Annotated in this window: 22 protein-coding genes and 2 pseudogenes; 11 read left to right on the top strand and 13 right to left on the bottom strand. The window is 69.8% G+C overall.

Annotated elements, in window-relative coordinates:
• Window positions 1–27 precede the first annotated feature (27 nt).
• Entirely contained in the window at window positions 28–1,275 is a 1,248-nt protein-coding gene (locus N4G66_RS32440) for an IS701 family transposase (RefSeq protein ID WP_261707857.1), read from the top strand.
• A 236-nt stretch (window positions 1,276–1,511) separates the two neighbouring features.
• Here N4G66_RS32440 and N4G66_RS32435 read toward each other — a convergent pair whose 3' ends face one another.
• Window positions 1,512–1,916, bottom strand: coding sequence for a type II toxin-antitoxin system PemK/MazF family toxin (locus N4G66_RS32435; protein WP_261707837.1), 405 nt, complete (start codon window positions 1,914–1,916; stop codon window positions 1,512–1,514).
• Between the two features lie 108 nt (window positions 1,917–2,024).
• Between N4G66_RS32435 and N4G66_RS32430 the strand changes: the two genes are divergently transcribed.
• From N4G66_RS32430 to N4G66_RS32405, 6 genes and pseudogenes are all read left to right on the top strand, one after another.
• Window positions 2,025–3,320 (top strand): IS701 family transposase, encoded by a 1,296-nt coding sequence (locus N4G66_RS32430; RefSeq protein ID WP_449343320.1) that lies wholly within the window; start codon window positions 2,025–2,027, stop codon window positions 3,318–3,320.
• Window positions 3,321–4,087: 767 nt separating this feature from the next.
• A complete protein-coding gene (locus N4G66_RS32425) occupies window positions 4,088–4,573 on the top strand; it encodes a hypothetical protein (RefSeq protein WP_261707836.1) in 486 nt (161 codons plus the stop codon).
• An 89-nt stretch (window positions 4,574–4,662) separates the two neighbouring features.
• Window positions 4,663–5,023, top strand: a pseudogene (locus tag N4G66_RS32420) (zinc ribbon domain-containing protein); the annotation flags it as partial.
• A gap of 68 nt (window positions 5,024–5,091) precedes the next feature.
• Window positions 5,092–5,689: pseudogene (locus N4G66_RS32415) on the top strand (LysR family transcriptional regulator); the annotation flags it as partial.
• 307 nt (window positions 5,690–5,996) lie between these two features.
• Window positions 5,997–6,419: a pyridoxamine 5'-phosphate oxidase family protein gene (locus tag N4G66_RS32410; protein ID WP_261707835.1), complete on the top strand. Its 423-nt coding sequence runs from the start codon at window positions 5,997–5,999 to the stop codon at window positions 6,417–6,419.
• Window positions 6,420–6,733: 314 nt separating this feature from the next.
• Complete coding sequence (locus N4G66_RS32405) at window positions 6,734–7,258, top strand: hypothetical protein (protein WP_261707834.1); 525 nt, start codon at window positions 6,734–6,736, stop codon at window positions 7,256–7,258.
• Here the strand turns inward: N4G66_RS32405 and N4G66_RS32400 are convergent, their stop codons facing one another.
• Window positions 7,259–7,642 carry a hypothetical protein gene (locus tag N4G66_RS32400; protein ID WP_261707833.1) on the bottom strand — a complete coding sequence of 128 codons (384 nt, stop codon included), beginning with the start codon at window positions 7,640–7,642 and terminating at the stop codon, window positions 7,259–7,261.
• A gap of 238 nt (window positions 7,643–7,880) precedes the next feature.
• Between N4G66_RS32400 and N4G66_RS32395 the strand changes: the two genes are divergently transcribed.
• A complete protein-coding gene (locus N4G66_RS32395; RefSeq protein WP_261707855.1) occupies window positions 7,881–8,237 on the top strand; it encodes a PRC-barrel domain-containing protein in 357 nt (118 codons plus the stop codon).
• A gap of 27 nt (window positions 8,238–8,264) precedes the next feature.
• Window positions 8,265–8,438, top strand: coding sequence for a hypothetical protein (locus tag N4G66_RS32390; protein WP_261707832.1), 174 nt, complete (start codon window positions 8,265–8,267; stop codon window positions 8,436–8,438).
• A gap of 163 nt (window positions 8,439–8,601) precedes the next feature.
• Here N4G66_RS32390 and N4G66_RS32385 read toward each other — a convergent pair whose 3' ends face one another.
• From N4G66_RS32385 to N4G66_RS32375, 3 genes are read right to left on the bottom strand one after another with little or no spacing between them, the layout of a single operon-like run.
• Window positions 8,602–10,104: a pyridoxal phosphate-dependent decarboxylase family protein gene (locus N4G66_RS32385; RefSeq protein WP_261707831.1), complete on the bottom strand. Its 1,503-nt coding sequence runs from the start codon at window positions 10,102–10,104 to the stop codon at window positions 8,602–8,604.
• On the bottom strand, window positions 10,101–11,468 hold the full coding sequence (locus N4G66_RS32380; RefSeq protein WP_261707830.1) for an MFS transporter: 1,368 nt from the start codon (window positions 11,466–11,468) through the stop codon (window positions 10,101–10,103). The genes N4G66_RS32385 and N4G66_RS32380 overlap by 4 nt, the downstream gene beginning before the upstream one ends.
• Complete coding sequence (locus N4G66_RS32375; RefSeq protein WP_261707829.1) at window positions 11,465–12,127, bottom strand: TetR/AcrR family transcriptional regulator; 663 nt, start codon at window positions 12,125–12,127, stop codon at window positions 11,465–11,467. The genes N4G66_RS32380 and N4G66_RS32375 overlap by 4 nt, the downstream gene beginning before the upstream one ends.
• A gap of 266 nt (window positions 12,128–12,393) precedes the next feature.
• Between N4G66_RS32375 and N4G66_RS32370 the strand changes: the two genes are divergently transcribed.
• Both N4G66_RS32370 and N4G66_RS32365 read left to right on the top strand, forming a co-directional pair.
• Complete coding sequence (locus tag N4G66_RS32370; RefSeq protein WP_261707828.1) at window positions 12,394–13,134, top strand: DUF4142 domain-containing protein; 741 nt, start codon at window positions 12,394–12,396, stop codon at window positions 13,132–13,134.
• Window positions 13,135–13,360: 226 nt separating this feature from the next.
• A complete protein-coding gene (locus tag N4G66_RS32365; protein WP_261707827.1) occupies window positions 13,361–13,612 on the top strand; it encodes a hypothetical protein in 252 nt (83 codons plus the stop codon).
• A gap of 111 nt (window positions 13,613–13,723) precedes the next feature.
• Here the strand turns inward: N4G66_RS32365 and N4G66_RS32360 are convergent, their stop codons facing one another.
• From N4G66_RS32360 to N4G66_RS32325, 8 genes are all read right to left on the bottom strand, one after another.
• Window positions 13,724–13,990 carry a hypothetical protein gene (locus tag N4G66_RS32360; RefSeq protein WP_261707826.1) on the bottom strand — a complete coding sequence of 89 codons (267 nt, stop codon included), beginning with the start codon at window positions 13,988–13,990 and terminating at the stop codon, window positions 13,724–13,726.
• A gap of 131 nt (window positions 13,991–14,121) precedes the next feature.
• Window positions 14,122–14,853, bottom strand: a complete 732-nt coding sequence (locus tag N4G66_RS32355; RefSeq protein WP_261707825.1) for a GAF domain-containing protein — start codon at window positions 14,851–14,853, stop codon at window positions 14,122–14,124.
• Window positions 14,854–14,898: 45 nt separating this feature from the next.
• Window positions 14,899–15,669, bottom strand: coding sequence for a GAF and ANTAR domain-containing protein (locus tag N4G66_RS32350; protein ID WP_261707824.1), 771 nt, complete (start codon window positions 15,667–15,669; stop codon window positions 14,899–14,901).
• A 100-nt stretch (window positions 15,670–15,769) separates the two neighbouring features.
• Window positions 15,770–16,180: a hypothetical protein gene (locus N4G66_RS32345; protein WP_261707823.1), complete on the bottom strand. Its 411-nt coding sequence runs from the start codon at window positions 16,178–16,180 to the stop codon at window positions 15,770–15,772.
• Window positions 16,181–16,499: 319 nt separating this feature from the next.
• Window positions 16,500–17,237: an ANTAR domain-containing protein gene (locus tag N4G66_RS32340; RefSeq protein WP_261707822.1), complete on the bottom strand. Its 738-nt coding sequence runs from the start codon at window positions 17,235–17,237 to the stop codon at window positions 16,500–16,502.
• Window positions 17,238–17,597: 360 nt separating this feature from the next.
• Window positions 17,598–18,254 (bottom strand): nitroreductase family protein, encoded by a 657-nt coding sequence (locus tag N4G66_RS32335; protein ID WP_261707821.1) that lies wholly within the window; start codon window positions 18,252–18,254, stop codon window positions 17,598–17,600.
• A complete protein-coding gene (locus N4G66_RS32330) occupies window positions 18,251–19,150 on the bottom strand; it encodes a hypothetical protein (RefSeq protein WP_261707820.1) in 900 nt (299 codons plus the stop codon). Before N4G66_RS32330 ends, N4G66_RS32335 begins: the two co-directional genes overlap by 4 nt.
• A 68-nt stretch (window positions 19,151–19,218) precedes the next feature.
• Window positions 19,219–20,202 carry a ScbA/BarX family gamma-butyrolactone biosynthesis protein gene (locus tag N4G66_RS32325; protein ID WP_261707819.1) on the bottom strand — a complete coding sequence of 328 codons (984 nt, stop codon included), beginning with the start codon at window positions 20,200–20,202 and terminating at the stop codon, window positions 19,219–19,221.
• Window positions 20,203–20,205: the final 3 nt, after the last annotated feature.

Here is a 20,205-nt window from a genome sequence, read left to right as displayed (position 1 = left end):
CGCTGGCAGGAGGCGTTCGAGGCCCTGATGGGCCAGATAGCGGGCCGGTTCACGCGGGTTGAACCCCGGCGCCGGGCATGGAACTTGGTGCTGGGGCTGCTATCGGACCTGCCGCGCAAGAACTGCTGGTCGATCGCCGAGTGGGCCGGGGAGGCAAGTCCGGACGGCATGCAGCACCTGCTCGGCCGGGCCAGGTGGAATGCCGACCGCGTGCGTGATGACATGCGCGAGTACGTGCTGGAGCATCTACACGACGAAGATGCGGTGCTGGTGGTCGACGAGACCGGCGACGCGAAGAAGGGCACGCACACCGTCGGTGTCCAGCGCCAATACACCGGCACCGCCGGGAGGATCGAAAACGCGCAGGTCGCGGTCTACCTCGTCTACGCGGGCCGCCGCGGGCACGCAGCGGTGGACCGCGAGCTGTACATCCCGCGCTCGTGGACGTGCGACCCGGACCGCTGCCGGGCCGCCGGTCTGGGCGAGGACACCGCCTTCGCGACCAAGCCGGAACTGGCCGCCCGCATGATCGGCCGGTTCCTCGACGCCGGGCACCGCGTGGGCTGGGTTGCGGGGGACGAGGTCTACGGCGGCAACCCGAAGCTGCGGTCCGCGCTGGAAGAGCGCGACACCGGCTACGTGCTTGCCGTCGCCTGCTCCCACGAAGTCACCACCAGTGCCGGGAAGTTCCGCGCGGACACCCTGGCCTCGAAGGTACCGAAGCGGGCCTGGCAGAAGCTGTCGGCAGGGGCCGGCGCCAAGGGGCACCGCTTCTACGACTGGGCCCTCATCAACCTGCCCAACCCCCGGCCCGGCAGTCACCAGCTTCTGAGCCGCCGCAACCGCACCACCGGTGAACGCGCCTACTACCGCTGTTGGTCGCCGACCCCGGCGCCCCTGACCACACTGGTCCGCGTCGCCGGTTCGAGATGGCGAGTGGAGGAGACCTTCCAGGCCGGAAAGGGCCTGGCCGGACTGGACGAGCACCAACTCCGCCGCTACACCTCGTGGTCCCGCTGGGTCACCCTGGCCATGCTCGCCCACGCCTTCCTCGCTGTCGTCCGCGCTGACGAACACACCCGCCATCCCTCACCCGACGGGCTCATCCCGCTCTCCTGCAACGAGATCCAGCGACTGTTCACGACGTTGGTCGTCCAGCCCGTGCACGACGTGGCCCACCGGCTCGCCTGGTCCGCCTGGTCCGCCTGGCGACGTCGCCACCAGGCTCGAGCTCAGGCCAGCCATTACCGGAGACAAGCCGCAAGTCAGAAATGAAGATCACGATCTACGGCTGGAATATTAGGCGGAGGCATCCGCGTCGGGGTGGTACAAGCGCTTAAAGTTACCCACTTCACGCGGATCGTGGGCCGCACCGTCGGCAAACGCATCCCTAGTACCCCAGCCGTAGATCGTGATCTTCATGGTGAGGGGAGCCGAGGCGGCAGGTGGCCAGCGTCGATCATCTCGCCCGAGATCGCCCACGCCGTCGCGGGCGTCGGCTCCTTCTTCGTCTACCCGAGTTCACCGAGACGGAGGGCGTCCCTTATCTCGCTGAGCTTCGCGGTCGATGCCGGGGTCCGTTCCCGCGCTTGTTCAGCAAGTCGGAGGGCGTCGTCAATCTCGCTGAGCTTCGCGGAGGACAGGACGGCCTCCCGCTCTATCAGGTCGTCCCGGGACACAGTGGTCAGCCACGTGCACGGGGTGAAGCCTGGACGCGGGAACGCGAGCCGCAGCACGCCATCGAACGGCAGTCCTTCACCGGCGCCCACCATCACTTCGATGCCCAGACCGCTGATGTCGACGCCCGCTGGAGCGACGACCTGCATCACCCGGATCCCGGACGTGTCCTCTCCCGACAGCAGTACGACCAACCTCCGCTCGTCGAACTGAACCCACCAGACTTCGCCACGTTGCACAAGTCCTCCAGATACAGACGACAGGCAGACGCTGCGCGACCCTGACGCGCTGTGGAGACGGGTGCGGCCACCGTTGATCATCGGTGTGTGAAGACAAACGATCATGCGGTGGCCGCAGGTCACAGCGTAGACCCTGCCCGCTGGCAGGAAGCGTTCGAGGGCCTGACGAGCCGGATAGCGGGACGGTTCACGCGGGTGGAATCCCGGCGCCGGGCCCGGAAGTTGGTACTCGGCCTGCTGTCGGACCTGCCGCGCAAGAACTGCTGGACCATCGCCGAGTGGGCCGGGGACAGAACCCCGGACGGCATGCAGCACCTGCTCGGGCGGGCCAAGTGGGACGCCGACCAGGTCCGCGACGACGTGCGCGCCTACGTGGTCGAGCATTTGGACGACGACGAGGCAGTCCTGGTCGTCGACGAGACCGGCGACGTGAAGAAGGGCACCGACACTGTCGGTGCCCAGCGGCAGTACACCGGCACCGCGGGCAGGATCGAGAACGCCCAGGTCGCCGTCTATGTGGTCTACGCCGGCCGCCGCGGGCACGCCGCGGTGGACCGGGAACTGTACGTTCCGCGTTCCTGGACCTCCGACCCCGACCGCTGCCGGGCAGCCGGCCTTGGTGACAAGACAGAGTTCGCGACCAAGCCGGAGCTGGCCGCTCGCATGGTCACCCGATTCCTGGACGCCGGCCACCGGGCCGACTGGGTCGCGGGAGACGAGGTCTACGGCGGCAACCCGAGGCTGCGCGCCGCGCTGGAGGAACGTGGCACCGGCTACGTCCTCGCGGTGGCCTGCTCGCACGAAGTCACCACAGGCGCCGGGAAGTTCCGCGCCGACATGCTGGCCAGGAAGGTGCCCAAGAGGGCCTGGCAGAAGCTGTCCGCAGGGGCCGGAGCCACAGGCCACCGCTTCTACGACTGGGCCGTCATCGACCTGACCGGTCCCCGGCCCGGCAGCCGCCAATTACTGATCCGGCGTAACCGCACTACCGGCGAACTCGCCTACTACCGCTGCTATTCGACCGCACCGGTACCGCTTGCCGAGCTGGTGCGAGTCGCTGGATCAAGATGGCGGGTGGAGGAGTTCTTCCAGTCCGGAAAGGGCCTGGCCGCCCTGGACGAGCACCAGGTCCGCCGCTACCCGTCCTGGTCGCGCTGGGTCACCCTTGCCATGCTCGCCCACGCCTTCCTAGCCGTCGTCCGCGCGGACGAACACGCCCGCCACCTCGCACCCGGCACCCTCATACCGCTCACCTGCAACGAGATCCAGCGCCTGTTCATCACCCTCGTCGTCCGGCTGCCCGCACTCGACGCCGCCCACCGGCTCCGCTGGTCCCACTGGCGACGCCGCCACCAAGCACGATCACAGACCAGCCACTATCGGCGACAAGCCGCTCAAGCATGAAGATCACGATCTACGGCTGGAGTACTAATCCGTCCCGCGCTGCGTGAGTTGCGGTCCGCCGTGAAGCTCTACCGGGAAGGCAGCCACACCAATGAAGTCGGTCGCCAACTGGCGCTCCATCTCTCATGGTTGGCCGTTGCGCTGGCCGATGCGAATGAGCCGGAGGAAGCGGCAGCCGTCGCGGAGCGGGTAATCACGCTGGCCGCAGACATCCCGTCGGAGCGCACAGCGGAAAGGGTTCGCGGATCCTGCGCCGGTTGCGGGACTTCACCGAGGTGCCGGAGGTGGCTGCGCTGCTGACGGACCATGACACACATCACGTTAGCGCCCGCACAACCGTAAGCAAACGCACCGTCCGAGATAAGCGCAGGTCAGCGCACCTAAGAGGCTCAGTCGGCGAAAACCCTGAATTTTCAGATGCCACCGGTACGCCGAACACCGAAAAGCCCCGCACCAGCGAAGCCGGTACGGGACCCATCTCAAGCGGGGCGGTTTTGTGTGATCCTCCGCCACTCACACAAGTACGCCCAAGTTCCCTAATCCCAAAGGCCGTTGAGAGAACACGGCCCGGAACCGGGTTAGCGCATCACTTGTCGGAAACGCAGCAGTCAGGGCGATGCTCCGTGCGAAAATGAGACGGACGTCACACCCTCTCGGCGCGATGTTCCATGTTCGGTGAACAGATAATGCGACCCCGCCGCTGCACACAACCCAAGCTCGGCGCTGTTATGTCTACCGTTAGCCGATACCTACAGGACGCCGAAAAAATGACGAAACTCCCTGACAATCAGGGCCTGCTGAAGCTTTATCAAGACGGATTTTCGGACGTCGAAATTGCCAAGATGTACGACGTTACATACCAGGCCGTTAACCTTCGCCTCGTCGCTATGGGAATTAGGCGTGCACCTTTCCGTGCGCAAGTAGCTAGCATTCTCGAATCAGCGTGGCCGATAGAAGAAACAGGCCGGGGAGCGTATGTCGAGAAGGGCCGTCATCGCGATCTGTGCTCGTTTTTGCGACTTCGCCTAGGCGATCCGGGCATGACATCTCGGCAGCACGATGCAGCGCAGAGATTCGAGCGTGCACTCAAGAAGGGTGACTGCGTGATGGACTTTCGGCCCGGCATGGGCGAGCCATTTCCCTATGTACCTCGGGTCGAGTCGGACGGCCGCATGGTGATCCGCTGGCCCGAGGGGCGCAAACTACCTGATGGTGAGCTTCGGGCAGCGCTGTACTTTTCCGAAGAGACCTGAAATGAAAGTCCCCTGAGAGGGGCACCGGCCAATCGGGATAACCAGACCGAGTCAGTTACTCACCGTAAGCCGGAAGGTGTGACGACTGGCCCGAACCCGACCCCGATCAGGTAGGCGTGTTCCTACCCAACGGGGCCGCGGCGAAGGCTGGGCTGAACCGTTCGATCGCTGATGCCGGTTGGGGGGTGTTCCTGACGATCCTGCACGCCAAGGCTGAAAGCGCCAGACGGGAAGTGATCGCAGTGAACCCCCGCAACACTCCCCCAGACTCCGTCCGGGGGCACCCCCACCCGCACCTGCCCCCACTGCGGGCACACCTCCGAGGAGAACCGGCCCACACAGGAAAAATTCTGCTGCCTCTTGTGCGGCCACACCGCGCACGCCGACACAGTCGGAGCCATCAACGTCCTACGGGCCAGGCTGGTCCGTCGCCACGCCGACCCGGCATAGCGAGAAGCCCCGTCCTTCACGACGGGGAGGAGTCACGAGTACTTCTCATACATTGAGGTGAGCGCCCCGTGGCCCGCACGATCGACTCCGATCTCGCCCCGCACGAGCTACGGGTCCTGGTGGCGGTCGCGGACACCGGCGGTTCCTCCGCCGCGGCCGACACGCTCGGTCTGACCCAGTCCGCTGTCTCGCACTCGGTTCGCGGCAGCGAACGCAAGGTCGGTGCCGTCCTCTTCGACCGCGGCCGCACCGGCGCTCGCGCCACCCCTGCCGGAGACAAGGCGGTCGCGCACGCCCGCCGCATCCTCCGCCTGCTCGACGTCCTGGCCTCGGAGGCACGTGGCGCGGCCCGGCCCGATGCCGCGGTGGGCCCTCTGCGGATCGCGGCTTTCCGCAGCGCGGCACTCCACCTGCTGCCACCGGTCCTGCGGCGGCTGCGCTCCCGGCACCCCGGCATCGAGCCACGGGTGCGGATCGTACGCGAGGTGGGGCGCGGCACCTCGGGCGAAGTGGCCGACGGGAAGGCCGACATCGGCATCTCCACACTGGGCGGCTCGGTGCCGCTTCCGCCGGATCTGATCGCGAACGAACTCTTCGAAGAGCCGTACGCCCTGGTGCACGCGGCGGGCCACGCCACGCTCTCTGCCGTTGGTCGACTGGGCGGAGAGACTGCGGGCGGCGGCATCGCAGGGCCGGGCCCTTCCCGGCCCTGGGCGTTGATCAGGTCGAGTAAACGACCTGGGCACCCACTGGTGGGCGTCGATGGCTGCGTCTCGGCGCCACCGGGCGGCTGACTGGGGCCCACGGCCCTTGAGGTGTCGTGGTGCCCGACGGCGCGGGCCGGGTGGTCCGTACACGCTTGTCCTGCCCGGTGGTGCTCGGAGAGGCTGCGACGGCCGGGCGGCGGGCCAGCGGCCCGGAGTAGGGCCGACCGGCCCTACACGGTCCCGGCGCGCGGAGGGACGATGGTCCGATGTCCCAGGACGACACCTTTCACGAACTCGACCGCCAGGAGTGCATGCGCCTCCTGGCCAAGGTCCCGGTCGGCCGCGTGGTGTACACCCGGCAGGCACTGCCCGCTGTCCTTCCCGTCAATTTTTGCCTGGACACGGACAACTCTGTCCTGCTGCGCACCTCGTCGGGCTCGGATCTCGTCCGCGCGATCGACGGCGTCGTGGTCGCCTTCGAGGCGGACGAGTTCGATGCGGAGACCCGGTCCGGCTGGAGCGTGGTCGTCACCGGACGGGCCACCGTCGTGACCGACCCCGCCGAGCACGAGCGGCTGTCGCAGGTCGGCCCCGCTTCCTGGATGCCCTTGCGGAACGCGGTGTTCGTGCGGATCGAATCCGAGATGGTCACCGGCCGCGACCTCAGGGGAGCGCGTGGAGCCGAGTGACGGCACCCGTCCGCGCCGCCCACTGGGAATGGGCCGCCCACCCCATGGACGGGGCATCAGTGCAAGGGCCGGGGCCGCGTCGCAGGCCGGGCGCGGCCAGCCCGTGTCCTCCGTTGCGTCAGCCCTCCGACGTCGACCCGCTCAAGAAGAGGGGTGACCGGTCCAGTGCTGCGGGCCATGCGGACTCGATCGGCGAGAGGGGCGGCGCGCAAGGGTCACGACGGCCACAACGGTCGCGGTGACCACCGGCATCACCGCCCGATCACCACAGCTCACCGTGACGGACAAGCCCCTGGGGCGAATAGGGTGTCCCCATGATCAGCCAACAGGGCGCCCCGCGGAACGAGTTCGTCATCGCGGACGGATCGAGTCCGGCGGAGGTCACACAGGTGCACCGCGAGGCGCTCCGTGTCCTGCGCTCCGACATCGACTCGGCCGACCTCGACGCCTACAGCGGCGAGGCTTGGCCGCCCGCCGTGGTGAACTCCTACGAACGCGCGTTGTCCCTCGCCCGTGAGCAGGTCTCCGACGGCACTCGCTCCCGGCGGGACGACCCCGGCATGGGAATCGGCATAGACGTGCGCGACGACGAGCAGTTCGGCGTACTCCTGGACCTGGCTCCGTACACGATCAATGCGGAAGGCCGGCAGGGCGACTGCTTGATATTCAGCGCGAACGACACAGGAACCGCCCTGATTATCGCCGTCACTCAGGAACAGGAGTCCGCGCTCCTTTCCCGGCTCGCCGCACTGGGGATCTCGTCGACGGTCCTCGTACCTCTCCCGGCCCGAAGGCGACGCTGGAGTGTCTTCGGGCTTCGGACGCGCGGGGCCGAATAGTCAGCGAGCGCGTGGAGCCACACGATCGGTGAGTCGCTTCAGCCATCCCCTGGGGGACTGGCTGTCCCTCTCGATCAGGAAACGCGCTGTCTGCACAGGAGTACACGGTGTCCGACCCACCTGATGGAGTTGCCAGTAGCGGGCGACCCTCTGCTCCAGGTCCGTCAGGTCGAATCCTTCGGTTCCGGTCAGAACGGCCGGGCCTCGCAACGGTTCAGGTGCAGTGAGCACCAGTACGCGACCATCCAGAGAGTAGGCGGCCGTGTACTCGCCCTCCGACACATCAATGGCTTCCAGGTAGTTCGTGGCGTGCTCGAAGGACTCGAAGACGATCAGGCCTTCGTCTCGGTCGAAGACGAGCACGGTGTCGGGAGGAAGATCCATACCGATCACTATGACAGCCGCTCCTGTCGTACCTCCACCGAGATGGACGGGGTGGGTCGGGCCATGAATCCATGTCCTTGATCAACCACGCAAGGGACCTCATCGCGTTCCGCGGCACGGCCAGGCCGGTGCCGGACGCACCTTGATCAGCACGTCGGCGGCGGATTCCGTCGGAGCGACAGAAGAGCCCAGAGCATCAGGTCGGCGATCGGGGGTACCTCCCCTGTGGAGGTTCATGATGTTCGAGGCAGGTGACATCCGCGAATGGCGTGGGCACGACGTGGTGGATCCCGGTGGCCACAAGATCGGCATCCTGGAATCCGTCTACGTCGACACGGCGACCGACAGGCCTTCCTTCGCCACGGTGACCGTGGGGCTGCCCACGCGCCGTCGCCTGGTGTTCGTTCCCCTTGACGGCGCGACCGTCGGGCCCGGCTACCTGAAGGTCGCTCACGACAAGAACCTGGTGAAGAAGGCCCCCGCCATCGACACGGACGGCGTGCTGCCCGCCACGGACGAGCCGGGAGTCTTCGCGCACTACGAACTCGCCTACACACCGGGCGTCAAGGGCGAGCGCCGTCTCGCCCGTCGCTGATCCGCCGAAAGCCGCCGGGAGAGACCGATGAGCCTGTTCCTGTTCCTGATCCTTGTAGCCCTCGTCCTGGGCATCATCGGATTCGCCGCCCACGGACTGTTCTACCTGCTGATCATCGGCTGCTTCGTCCTGCTCGCCGATCTCGCCTACGCCGGCATGCGCTTCCGTCGCGGCGGACGAAAGCACCGCACAGCGCGGTGAGCCCGGACGCCCGGCACCGGACGACCCGGTCCGGCCCTCGTGGCCCAGCGGTACCGGGGCGAAAGCGATCATGGCCGGGTACGTCCTCGTCGTACCCGGCCACAGCCGTCATGGTCCTGGCGGCTCCTCGGCCGATACCGTCACCGCGCTGCCGGAGCTGTCCTCACCCGCCCAGGTACGGGCTGTAGAGCGCGGACAGGAAGCGGGTGACGATGACCTCGCGGGTCGCTGCCGGGAGGGCGTCCAGGAGGCGGTTGACCGGGGCCATGCGGGCCGCGTTGTCGCCGGTCAGGTCGACGCCCGCGGCGGGGAGCAGTGCCGCGAAGGAGGCGTTGTCGAGCTCGGTCAGGTCCACCTGCTGGAGCAGGTCGACGATGTCGGCGGGGGGCGTCGGAGGCCCGAGCGGACGGATGATGTCGACGCAGTCGCGCAGGACGGCGAGCAGTTCCTCGACGCCGTTCTCGCTGACCCCGGTGAGGGTCAGGTGCAGGTTCGCCGGGAGGCCGTCGAGGCTGAGCTGGGGCTGGAGGAAGAAACCCCGGGCGCGCGTCTCGTCGGCGAGGGCGAAGAGGTCCAGCGGGGCCTCGGCCGTCGGGTCGGTGCCGATGGCGACGAGGGTGGCTTCGGGGGTGCCGAGGACGGTGAGGCCGTCGATGGACTCGACGCCGCTGATCAGCCGCCGGGTCGCGGACAGGGCGGCGCGGCCGAGTTCGCGGTAGCCGTCGGCGCCGAGGGCCTGCAGCGTGGCCCACGCCCCGGCGAGTGGTCCGGCTCCCTTGCTGCTCTGGATCGTGGAGTTGACGACGCTGTAGCCGGGCCAGGCGGCGCAGGCGTAGTAGGCGTTGAGGCGCAGGGCCTCGTCGCGGAACAGCAGCACGGAGGCGCCCTTGGGGGCGTAGCCGAACTTGTGCAGGTCGCAGGAGAGCGAGGTGACGCCTGGGACGGAGAGGTCGAAGGCCGGGACGGGCGCACCGGCCTCGGCGAGCCACGGCAGCAGCCAGCCGCCGACGCAGGCGTCGACGTGACAGGGGATGCCGCGGGCGGCGGCGTCGGCGGCTATCTCCGCGACGGGGTCGATGACGCCGTGGGCGTAGGACGGGGCGGAGGCGACGACGAGGACCGTGTTCTCGTTGCAGAGCGCAGCCATGGCCGCAGGGTCGGCCCGGTAGGTCGTGGGGTCGACGGGTGCGCTGCGAACGGTGACCCGCAGATAGCTGCCTGCCTTGTGGAACGCGGCATGGGCGGTGACCGGGACGACGATCTCCGGGGCGAGAACGTCCGGGCGGGCGTCCCGGGCGGCCTTCACAGCGAGGATGATCGACTCGGTTCCGCCGCTGGTGAAGATGCCGGGAGTGGTGTCGTCGCCGCCGAGACGGGCGGCGGTCGCCCCGACGACCTGGCGTTCGAGGGCGACGATGCTGGGGAACGCAGTCGGGTCGAGACCGTTGACCTCCATCATCGTCAGGTAGGCCCGCTCGGCGGCCTCGCGTACCTCGGGACGCCCGCTGTCGTAGACGTAGGCGGTGGTGTGCCCGCCTCGGGTGGGCAGGTCGGCGGCGGTGAGGACGGCGAGTTCGGCGAGCAGGTCGGCGCCGGAGCGGCCGGTCTCGGGCAGGCCGGGGTGGGCCGCCTGGGCGGGGACGGTGGCCTGCTGAGGAGTCGTCATCGGGCGGTTTCCGTTTCTTGGGCGGCGCGGCGGCGGCCGTAGGCGCGCAGGGCGGGCAGGGAGAGCAGCATGAGCAGGGCGGGGACCAGGCTGAAGCCCAGAAGGATGCCGGTTCGCGCGGTGGCGGTCTGGGCGACCGGATGGTCCAGGGTCGAGGAGACGAAGCCGGTGGCGGCCAGGGCGATCGAGTACGCGCCGGGGCCGGCCGCGAGGCCGACGGTCTCACCGGCCGTCCACAGTCCGGTGAACGCACCGGACTGGACCTGGCCGGTCCTGGCCTTGTCGGCGTGCACCGTGTCGGGCAGCAGGGCGAGCGGCAGGACCTGCAGGGCCGCGTAGCAGACGCCCAGCAGCCCGCAGAGCGCGAGCGTCAGGGCGATCGCCGCGGTGCCGCTGCCACTGCCTGCCGCCGGGAGCAGGGCCACCGCGCCGGCGGCGTAACCGCAGGTCGCGACCGTGAGGCAGCGCAGCCGCCCCCAGCGTCCGGCGGCCTTGGCCCAGAGCGGGACGGCGACGGCGCTGGGCGCGACCAGGCAGACGAAGAGCATCGAGGTCAGGCCGTAGCCGCCCAGGCGGTAGGTGGCGACGTACGGTGCGGCCGCGAGCATGATCGCGACGGCGGCGGCCTGCAGCACGAAGGAGGCGAGCAGCGCGAAGAACGCCCGGTTGCCGCGTGCGGTGCGGAAGGCCGCGACCAGGCCGAGGGGTTCGGGTCCGGGTCGTGAGCGCACCCAGCGGGTGCCGAGGGCGGGCACCATCAGGACCACCGCGATGACAAGGCCCACGGCCAGGCCCATCGCTCCGTATCCCGTACGGCCGCCACCCGCGACGCCGACCACGAGCGGGGCCGCGCCGCCCGCGACGAGGATGCCCAGGGTCAGGAAGACGATCCGCCAGACCATGATCCTGGTGCGGACGGCCGGTACGGACGACATCTCGGCGGGCAGGGCGACGTACGGCACCTGGAACAACGAGAAGGCGCTCGCGGCCAGAACGAAGGTGACGGTCACCCAGACCGCCGCACCTGTGCCGGTCATCGGGGACAGGAACATCGCGGCGAACGCGGCGGGCAGCGCGAGCCCGCCGGCGACGAGCAGCCGGGTCCGTCGGCCGGTACGGACGGCCTCACGGTCGCTGGCGGCACCGACGAGGGGGTTGAACACGGCGTCCCATGCCTTGGGCAGGGCGACCACGAGTCCGGCGATGCCTGCCGGGACGCCCAGCGCGTCGGTCATGAAGTAGAGCAGCAGCAGGCCGGGGACGGTGGAGAAGATGCCGGTGCCGACCGAGCCGAGGCCGTAGACGAAGAGACGGCGTCGGGTGAGTTCGCCGTCGGTGGTCGGGGGGACCAGGGCGGTCGTCATCCGCACCCCTGGTCGCGCGGTTCCTCGGCGGCGAGCCCGAGATCCCGCAGGACGAGAGCGCGCAGGTGGGCGCGGAAGCGCGGGACCTCGGCGCGGATGCCCGAGCGGCAGAAGCCGTGGGTGCTCCACAGCACCGTCCAGACGGTCATCTCGATGTCGGCGGGCGCGGCGGACCCGGCCGGCAGTACGGCCGGGACGGCCTCGCGCACCGTGTCGCGGACCGATTCGATCAGCGGGCGCGCGTAGGCGGCCTCCAGATCCGCGAACTCGGCGGCGTCGGAGAGCCAGCGGCGCATCCACAGGGCCGGGACGTGCGGCTGGTCGAGGCAGAAGTCGAGGTACCGGTCGACCAGGCCGGTGACGGCCGCGACCGGATCGGTGGGCGCGAGCGCCCGGAACGCGACCAGCGCGTCCGTCAGCACCCGCTGCTCGGCGAGGTGGGCGCGGAGCATGACCTCCCGGTAGAGGTCCGGCTTCCCGCCGACGTGGTACGCGACGGTGGCCATGTTCAGCCCTGCCTCGGCGGCGATCCGGCGGGTGCTGGTGCCGTCGTAGCCGTGGTCGGCGAAGAGGGAGGTGGCGGCCGCGATGATGCGTTCACGACTGGCATCGGCGGGCGGTGGGGCGGGTGCCGGTGAGGCGGGTGGTGAGTCGGGCATGGCGGGGAGGATACGTCGCCGGAGGGCGCCGATCAATCGATTGATGGAGAGTGTTTCGGCGATCTCGGCCGGCCTCTCGCACCCCTTCTGAAAATCACTGCCGAACCACGCTCGAACCACGCCTCCCGGCCGGCTTCGGCAGTGCGACCCGCTCGACCGTGACGCACATCACAGGACGGTGTGCGTATTTTTACCCGGCGCGATGATCACTGAGGGCGCGGCAGCCGTACCACCTGCGAAATCTGATCATTACGTCAGGAGGCACCATGCCCGTCTCACGCAACATGGCAGGAACGGTCTTCGTGGGCGGTGCCGTGGCCCTGACCCTGGCCGCGGTCGCCTACCCCACCATGCTCGGCTTCCAGACCACGTCCAGCGCCCAGACCCGCGTCATCGCGAACACTCAGTGGGGCCCGCTCACCGAGGCCGACCGCGACTTCGTCGTCAAGGTCCGCGCGGCCGGACTGTGGGAGTACCCCTTGGGTGAGATCGCGCTGAAGAAGGGCTCGACACCGGCGATGCGGGAGGCGGGCAAACACCTGATCGTGGGACACGCCCGCCTCGACGAGCTGGACCGCAAGGTCGCCATACAGCTGAACATCACTCTGCCGAACCAGGCGTCTCCGCAGCAGCAGCAGTTCGTGGCGACCTCCGTCGCCCAGAACGGCAAGCAGTTCGACACGACCGCCGCCAACATCCTGCGCGTCACCCACGGCAGCATCTTCACGGTCATCGCCAAGGTCCGCGCCACCACCGAGAACACGCTCGTACGCGAGCTCGCGAACCTCGCGAACGACACGGTCCTCGACCACATCACCGTGATGGAGAAGACCGGAACCATCAACTTCGACCAGGTCCTCGCCCAGCAGAGCGCCCCGCCGACGCTCCCCAAGGACCAGCTCACGCCGCCCCCGCCGCAGCCGGGCGCCCCGATCGTCGTCCTCACCCCGCGGCCCGACCTGAACGTGAACACCGCCTCCCCGACCCCCAGCCCGGTGGTCGGCTGACCGGCGCGGCCGGCGACTCGGCGCCCGGGCAACAGCCGGCTCCCCGGCACACGGGCCCCCAAGGGGTTGTGGCGGCCTCTGCTCCCTGTGCTCCTGCTCGCCCAACGGGTCCACCGCCGCCGAGACGAGCGCGCCCTGAAGCTGACGGAGGGGAAAAGAAAGGCAGTTGAGCCCCGCGCGCGGGCGGGGCATGGGCCGCCGCCGAACGGGAAGCGACCTCGCCGCCATGGCACATCCCGTGGCCCAGCAGACCTCGGCGGCCGGTGCCGGTCGCAGCCCGGCCGTGGTGAGGAAGTCGGCGAGTTCGATCCGGCCGCCACTGGTTCCGTCGTCCCAGCTGGTCCAGAGTCTCGACTCCTCACCGTCCCAGGTGTCCGTGTCCTCGCTCGCATGCTGCTCGACGGTCCTCGCCGTGCCGGTACCGCAGGTACAGGTGGCCAAGTCGGCCACAGCGGTGTTGTTGCAGCGACCCAGGTGATGTCCTCGGGGATCCGCCGGCCCAGTTCCTGGGTCGCCCGCCATGTGCCGGGTACCACCACGTCGGCTCAGGCCGTGATCGCGGTGGGCCGGTCCTCGCCGGTCAGCAGGCTCATGTCGGCCTTGTATCCGCCTTCGTCGGAGCGGGCGGTACGGCGGTCGCCCGATAGCGCTCCAGAACTCCGACGGACAAGGCCGAAGCGGCCATCAGACCGAACAGGACCGAGCTCGAACCCCCACTGTGCTCCCGCTCCCAGACACGGAATCCGACCAGCAGGACGACGAGGCAGAACAGCGCGACCTGTATCCGTCTGATGACCCTGGCTCTCCGGCCGTGCTGATGGCCACCGTCCCCGGCACCGTTGTCTCTTGTGCGCACCCGGGCTCCTCCGCTCGTTCCGTGCGCCGACTGTACTTGCGTTCCGGGCAGCGACGATGCCCTGGTCCGACTTCCGCGGCGGGAACCTCGTAGAACCGTCGGCGGTGAAGTACGGGCCGCCGGAAGCCTGTTCAGCGGCTCTCCCCAAGAACCGTCTCCGGGCTCAGTTCGCGGCGGATCAGTGCCTGCGCCACCTCGGTGGAGCGTTGGTGACGGATTCCGCTGCAGCGGCGCAAGGCCCGGGCGGCCTCCTGCACGGTGAGAGATCCGGCGGCGGCCAGCATGCCGACGGCCGTGTCGGTGGCGGCCTTGGAGGACACCGTCGCCTGGACCCGGGTGACGATGTCCGCCGGGCGGAGCGGTTCGACCGTCCACTGGACGACAGCGATGGCCGCGACATCGGCCAGGGCCTGCAGAAGCCCGGTGTCCTGCCCGGTCAGGGCTCCGGTGGTCCTGGTCAGCAGATTGAGGGCGCCCACGGCCTGGTCCCTGACGCGCAGGGGAAACGCGTAGGTGCCGGCGTACCCGACGGTGCGGGCGAACGGGACGAAGACCGGCCACCGGTCGGTGAAGACGGACAGGTCAGGTGCGCTGACCGCCTGAGCGGTACGCCAGGAGTCGACGCACGGGCCTTGGCCGGTCTGGATCTGGAACAGCTCGACCATCGCGGCACGGTCGTCGGTGACGGCGATGGCGCGCAGGCCGCCCCGGGCGGTGGCCAGCATGACGCCTGCGGCATCCACCGCGGTGAGGGTGACACAGTGACTGACAAGGCGGTGCAGAAGAACGGTGGGATCGACATCGTCGGCGACGATGTCGGTGAGACCGACGAAGGCCTCGGTGATCTGCTGCTCGCGACTCATGCGGATGTCACCGTTCTCCCGCTCCGGGCTGCCGGAGGGACGGGTCTAGTCATGAAAGCTGATTCTCCCGGCGATGACGTCGCGAGCTGCTTCGGTCACACTCTGGCTGCGGGTGAAGGCGTGGGCGCGCAGCCGGGCCAGTGCGTGCGGCGCGTCGAGATCGAGAAAGACCATGATCATGCCGGTTGCCTGGTGGACTTCGTCGTGGTCGGCTTCGGCCGCGTCGAGCCAGGCGGAATCCTCCGCCGCGGTCGAGGACGAGGCCTGCAGGGCGAGCAGCGCGGTGGTGATGGCGTCCGCCGCCGGGAAGGCGAAGGACTGGTCCCGTTCGGACAGGGCACCCGGCGTCCGGCGGTAGAGGTCCAGTGTGCCGATCGCGACGGCACTGCTGCCCAACGGCAGAGAAAAGACCGCCCGGACACCGAGCTCGACCGCCTGCTGCGCGAAGACCGGCCAGCGCCGCGCGTCCTGCCCACCGGCAAGATCGGCCGCCAGTACCGGGGCGACCGCGTTCAGCGCGCTGCGGCACGGGCCGTCTCCCAGGCTGTACTGGGCCTCGGCCAGGCGCGCCGCGACCGTGTCGCTCGACCACCAGGTGGCACGCGTGTCCGCGTCACCACTGAGCGAGATCGACGCCCCCGTGATGTCGAGGAGGTCGACGCAGGCCTGGCACAGCCGGGCCGGTACATCGCTCCTCCGCTCCCCCGCCACCGCGGACAGCAGCACCTCGGTCAGACGCCCCAGGGCCACGGTGTCCATCGACAGCCAGTCACCCGCCGCGCCTTCATCCGGCTTTTCAGGGGGATCCGACTCCACCACTGTCACCTCCGAGGGCCGCTTCCTCCCATTGTCCCCCACGGACACCGCGCAACCGGCGCCCGGTTCGCGCGCCGGGTCCGTGACACACCCCCGACGGTCAGCAAGGGCCGTACTGCCCGGCCGCCATCGCCATACCGCGAGCACGGTGTTCGAGCTGACGGACGTGGAGGAGACGACGCATCTCCGTGAGTCTGTGCTCCCGGCCGCCGGTCGCCTCGGTCCGGGGCTGAGCGAAGACCAGCAGCCGGCCGCCCGGTCCGCTACGGCCCAGTACGACAAGCAGTGCGGTGTTCGTGCCCGCACGGGAACGCACCATGCCAAGGAACTGGTCGGCGTCGCCCCGCCGTCTGAAGATCCTTCCCAGATCCAGGACGATCACTTCGGTGTCCCGGGAGAGGACCGCAGCCAGCGCCAGGCTCAGCTGGGCGACATGGGAACGATCGGAACTCGTACAGATCGTGAGCAGTACGGTGCTGCCGAGAACACGTAGATCGAACGGCTTGTTCATGGGCTCCCCCAATACTTCGGGGTGGCAGCCCGGGACACCGGAAGGTTGTCTCCTGATGCCAGGCGCACAGCGGGTGCCGTGCGAAGTCCGGCGTTCAAAGCGACGGGCACGGTACGTGCCGCGAGTCAGCCCGTATGGAAGGCGGGTCACCGACGTCTCAAGCCGAGGGACCAGGCTGGTCGATCCCTTCCACCCTCCCACACCTCGCACCGTCCGATGGCAGGTCTCCGTGCGAACCGGGCCTCCGGCCGTGCGGCGTCGGCCGGTTGCGGCCGGAACCCGGTGGCTCTCGGCCGGCGCAGAAACCGGTCGGCCCCGGTCAGGGCCGGGGCGCGGGGAAGGGCCCGTCCGTCGGGTCGTGGACGACGGCGCGGGCGACGTCGGCGAGTTTGATCTGGCGGCTTCGGGCGTGGTGGCGCAGCAGGTCGAAGGCGTCGTCGACAGTGCAGTTGAGGCGTTCGGCGAGCAGGCCCTTGGCCTGCTCGATGATGACGCGGCTGTCGAGTGCGGTGCGCAACTCCTTCTCCCGGGACCGGAGATCGTCGAGCATGGCACGGTGGGCGAGGCCGATCGCGGCGGCGTCGGCGAGCAGTTGGCCCGTGGCCACGTCCACCGGCGGCTGGGCGCCGCGCCCGTGGTACAGGTTGAGGGCGCCGAGGATGCGGTCGGCGTACCGCAGAGGCAGCACAGTGACGGCGGTGACACCCGCGGTCACCGCCTGCGCGGCGAAGCGGGGCCAGCGCGTACGGGTGTGCGGGTGGCCCATGGGCACGTTGGCCAGCGGCTTGGCGATGCGGCAGGTGTCGAGGGCGGGCCCTTCGCCCAACTCGACTTGGATGGAGGTCAGTCGGCGCCCCAAGTCGTCGCTTGCCGCACTCTGGACGACGGCCCCGTCGGCGGCCGTGAGAACGCATCCGGCCGACTCGACGCCGGGCAGGCGGGCGGCAGTGTCGGCGAGTCGCTGAAGGACGGCCTCGCGGTTCTCCTCGCGGACGGGAGCGTCGGCCAGGTTCAGCAGCACGGGGACCGTCGGGTGCCCGCCGGAGAGAGGGGTCATTTCCGTCGCCATATGATCGAGTTGTATGAGTGCGGCGCGGCTTGGATAGCCCGCAAGGCACCTGCTCTCTGCCCCTGCGCGGACGAAGTACACCTTGAAGTCGCCCGATCTCCGCATCTTTAATCCACTTGGCGGATTCGTCCACGAGCTCGGCGCCGGAATCCCGGGCACGCGCCTCACGGGACAGCGCACCTGTACAGCCGACGACGGCACCACGGTCCTGCCCGCTGGACCGGCTCGTCGCACGCCGCGCGGTCCTCGCCGGAGCCGGACACAGCCGGGTGATGACGGCCGCCGCCCAGCGGCTCGTCAGCCGCGCTCTCGACCCCGGCGCCGTACTCGCCGACCGGGCCCTGCCCCTCACGCCGGGCGGGCGCCGCCCTGCCAGCCGTCGTGGTGCAGGACCTGCTCCAGCGGCAGCCGCGGTCCTGGCCGGAACATGCCGCGCAGCGGGTGGGCCGTCGGCAGCAGCGCCCCCTGCCGGACGGTGGGCGGCAGACCCAGCAGGTCGGCCACCTCCCGTTCACGGTCCAGGTGCACCGCCGTCCAGGCGGTGACCAGACCGCGGCTGCGGGCGGCCAGCGCGTAGCTCCAGGCGGCCGGCAGCAACGACGCCCACAGACCCGCCTGGTTGCCTGTCGGAAGCCGTCCGTCGGCCACTTCGAGACAGGGGATGACCAGGACCGGCACCCGGTGCAGCCGGTCGGCCAGCGCACGGGCGGCGCCGAGCACGGAGCGGGAGGCCTCGGGCAGCTCCGCGAGCCGTTCCAGTTCGGCGGAGTTGCGGTCGTAGAACGCGGTCCGGTACACCTCGGCGACGTCCGCGCGGATCCGCGGGTCGGTGAGCAGGATCCACCGCCAGTTCTGCCGGTTGTTGCCGTTGGGTGCCTGCAGGGCGACGCGCAGACAGTCCTCGACCAGGTCCGGGTCGACCGCCCGGTCCAGGTCCAGGCCGTACCGCACACATCGCGTGGTGGTCAGCAACTCCTCGCAGGACAAGGGAAGTTCGTCGCTCACGGCAGCAGTACCGCCTGGAGGACGAGCGCGAGGTACGTGACCACGACGAAAACCGTCGCGGCGGGCAGCGGCCACCCGCCGCGCCCGGCGGCCAGGAACCGACGGGTGGCCAGGGCGGGCAGGACGGCCGCCAGGCAGGGCAGCAGCCCGAGCGGGCCTTGCGGCGCGAACAGCAGGACCTGGCAGCCGACCGCCCCGGCCGCGAGGCCCGCGGTGACCACGGCGGCGCGGCGCGGGCCGAGGCCGGCCGAGTACAGACGGGCACCGGGTGGTGCCTCCCAGGCCGTCTTGCGGGCGAACTCGAAGTGCAGGAAGACACAGGCGCACAGGGCGAGCAGTGCGGCACAGCGCCAGTTGGCGGTGACGGTCCCCGCGGCGACGAGCGAGCCGTAGACATAGCCGCCGAGCAGCAGCTGCACCGGGTAGGTGACAGCCAGGTTGAGCAGCTGCCGGTCGCGTACGGCTGGTGACAGGCTTTCCAGTACGGCGAGGAAGAGTCCGTATGCGAAGGCCGCGAGGATCAGCAGTGCGTCGGTGACCGACCGGGCGGCGTTCAGGCCCGTCACCACCACGGCGATCACCGCCATCGCGCCGCGCAGTTCGGTCGCGGTGATCGCGCCCGTGACGAGCGGCCGGTCCGGGTGGTGGACACGGTCGTGGGCGAGATCCTTCTGCTCGTCCAGCATCCGCAGGAACAGCAGCGCCAGTACGACGCTGACGACCCGCACCCAGGTGGCGCCGGACGGACGCCAGGCCGTACCGGTCACGGCCACCGCCGAACCCTCCAGCGCGAGGACCCACAGCAGTCCGTAGGTGACGTAGATCTGCGGCCGGAACATGCGCAGCACGAACCGGCCCAGTCTGGCGGGCACTTGGGGGGCGGCGACGGTGGTCACTGCGGAACCCTCCGGTCGGGTGAATGTCGCGTGCGTGTCGGCCGGGTGCCGGGTGGATGCGGCCGGGCTCATGCTGCAGCGTGGGCCGTCGGCGCCGCGAGGGCACGCGCCGGTCCGGCGGCGTCCGGATCCGCGAGCCTGATCCGGGCCTCGGCTGCCAGGGCGCCGGGCTGGCGCAGGGTGCACTCGATGTCGGCGCCCGGCAGGACGGGAGCGGTCCGGCACTCCAGCGGCAGGTCCATCTCGGCGAAGCGGCGGAACCGCGCGGCCAGGGCGACCGGCAGCGCTCCGCACGCGTGGACGGTGCCGGCTGCCACGGCCGCGCGCAGGGCGAGTTGGCGGAAGGCCTCCAGTTCCAGCATGCCGGGCACGTGGTCCACCCAGTGGTCGTACAGGGTCGGGTGCGTGGTCTCGGCGAACACGTGCGCCGCGTGGGTGCCGTCTTTCCCGGTGCTCGGCGGGGAGATGACCGTGTTGGCCGGGACACACCGGCCGACGAGGGCGGGGTCGACACGTGGTCCGCGCAGTGCGACGGGCACGGCGGGCAGGCCCAGCGCGCCGCGCTGTCCGGCGCGCAGGCTGGTCCAGTCCTCGGGCGGCATCCAGGAGTAGTCGATGCGGGCCAGCAGTGCCTCACGGACGCCGACGGTCAGCGTGAAGCGCAGCCGCAGGCCCCGCACTCCGGCCCGGGTGCGGAACCGCCGCTCGACCCGGGTGGTGATGACCGCCTCGGTGGGGCGGTCGCCGCGGGCGAGGGCTGCCGGGTCCGGCACCTCGAATCCGACGGATCGCAGCAGGAACTTGTGCCCCGGGGGGACGCCGAGGTAGCGGTGGGCCACCACGAAGATGCCCTGCCTGCACGCCTCAAGGAGCAGAAAGGGATCGAGGCGGTCGCCGCGGGCGAGGGTGTCGTCGTAGAAGGCGTGGCGGCGGGGGAACCGCGCGGCCAGCAGCATCTCGTCCTCGCCGTGGCGCTCGGCGTCGGTCAGGAAGACCTCCGCGACCGCGGAGCGGTGCACCAGTTCCTTGGGAAGTGTCCGGGTGAACTGCATGGG

It is taken from the genome of Streptomyces rhizosphaerihabitans, from assembly GCF_025399795.1.
GTDB classification, from domain to species: Bacteria; Actinomycetota; Actinomycetes; order Streptomycetales; family Streptomycetaceae; genus Streptomyces; species Streptomyces rhizosphaerihabitans.
This window is presented reverse-complemented; position numbering and strand designations above follow the sequence as displayed.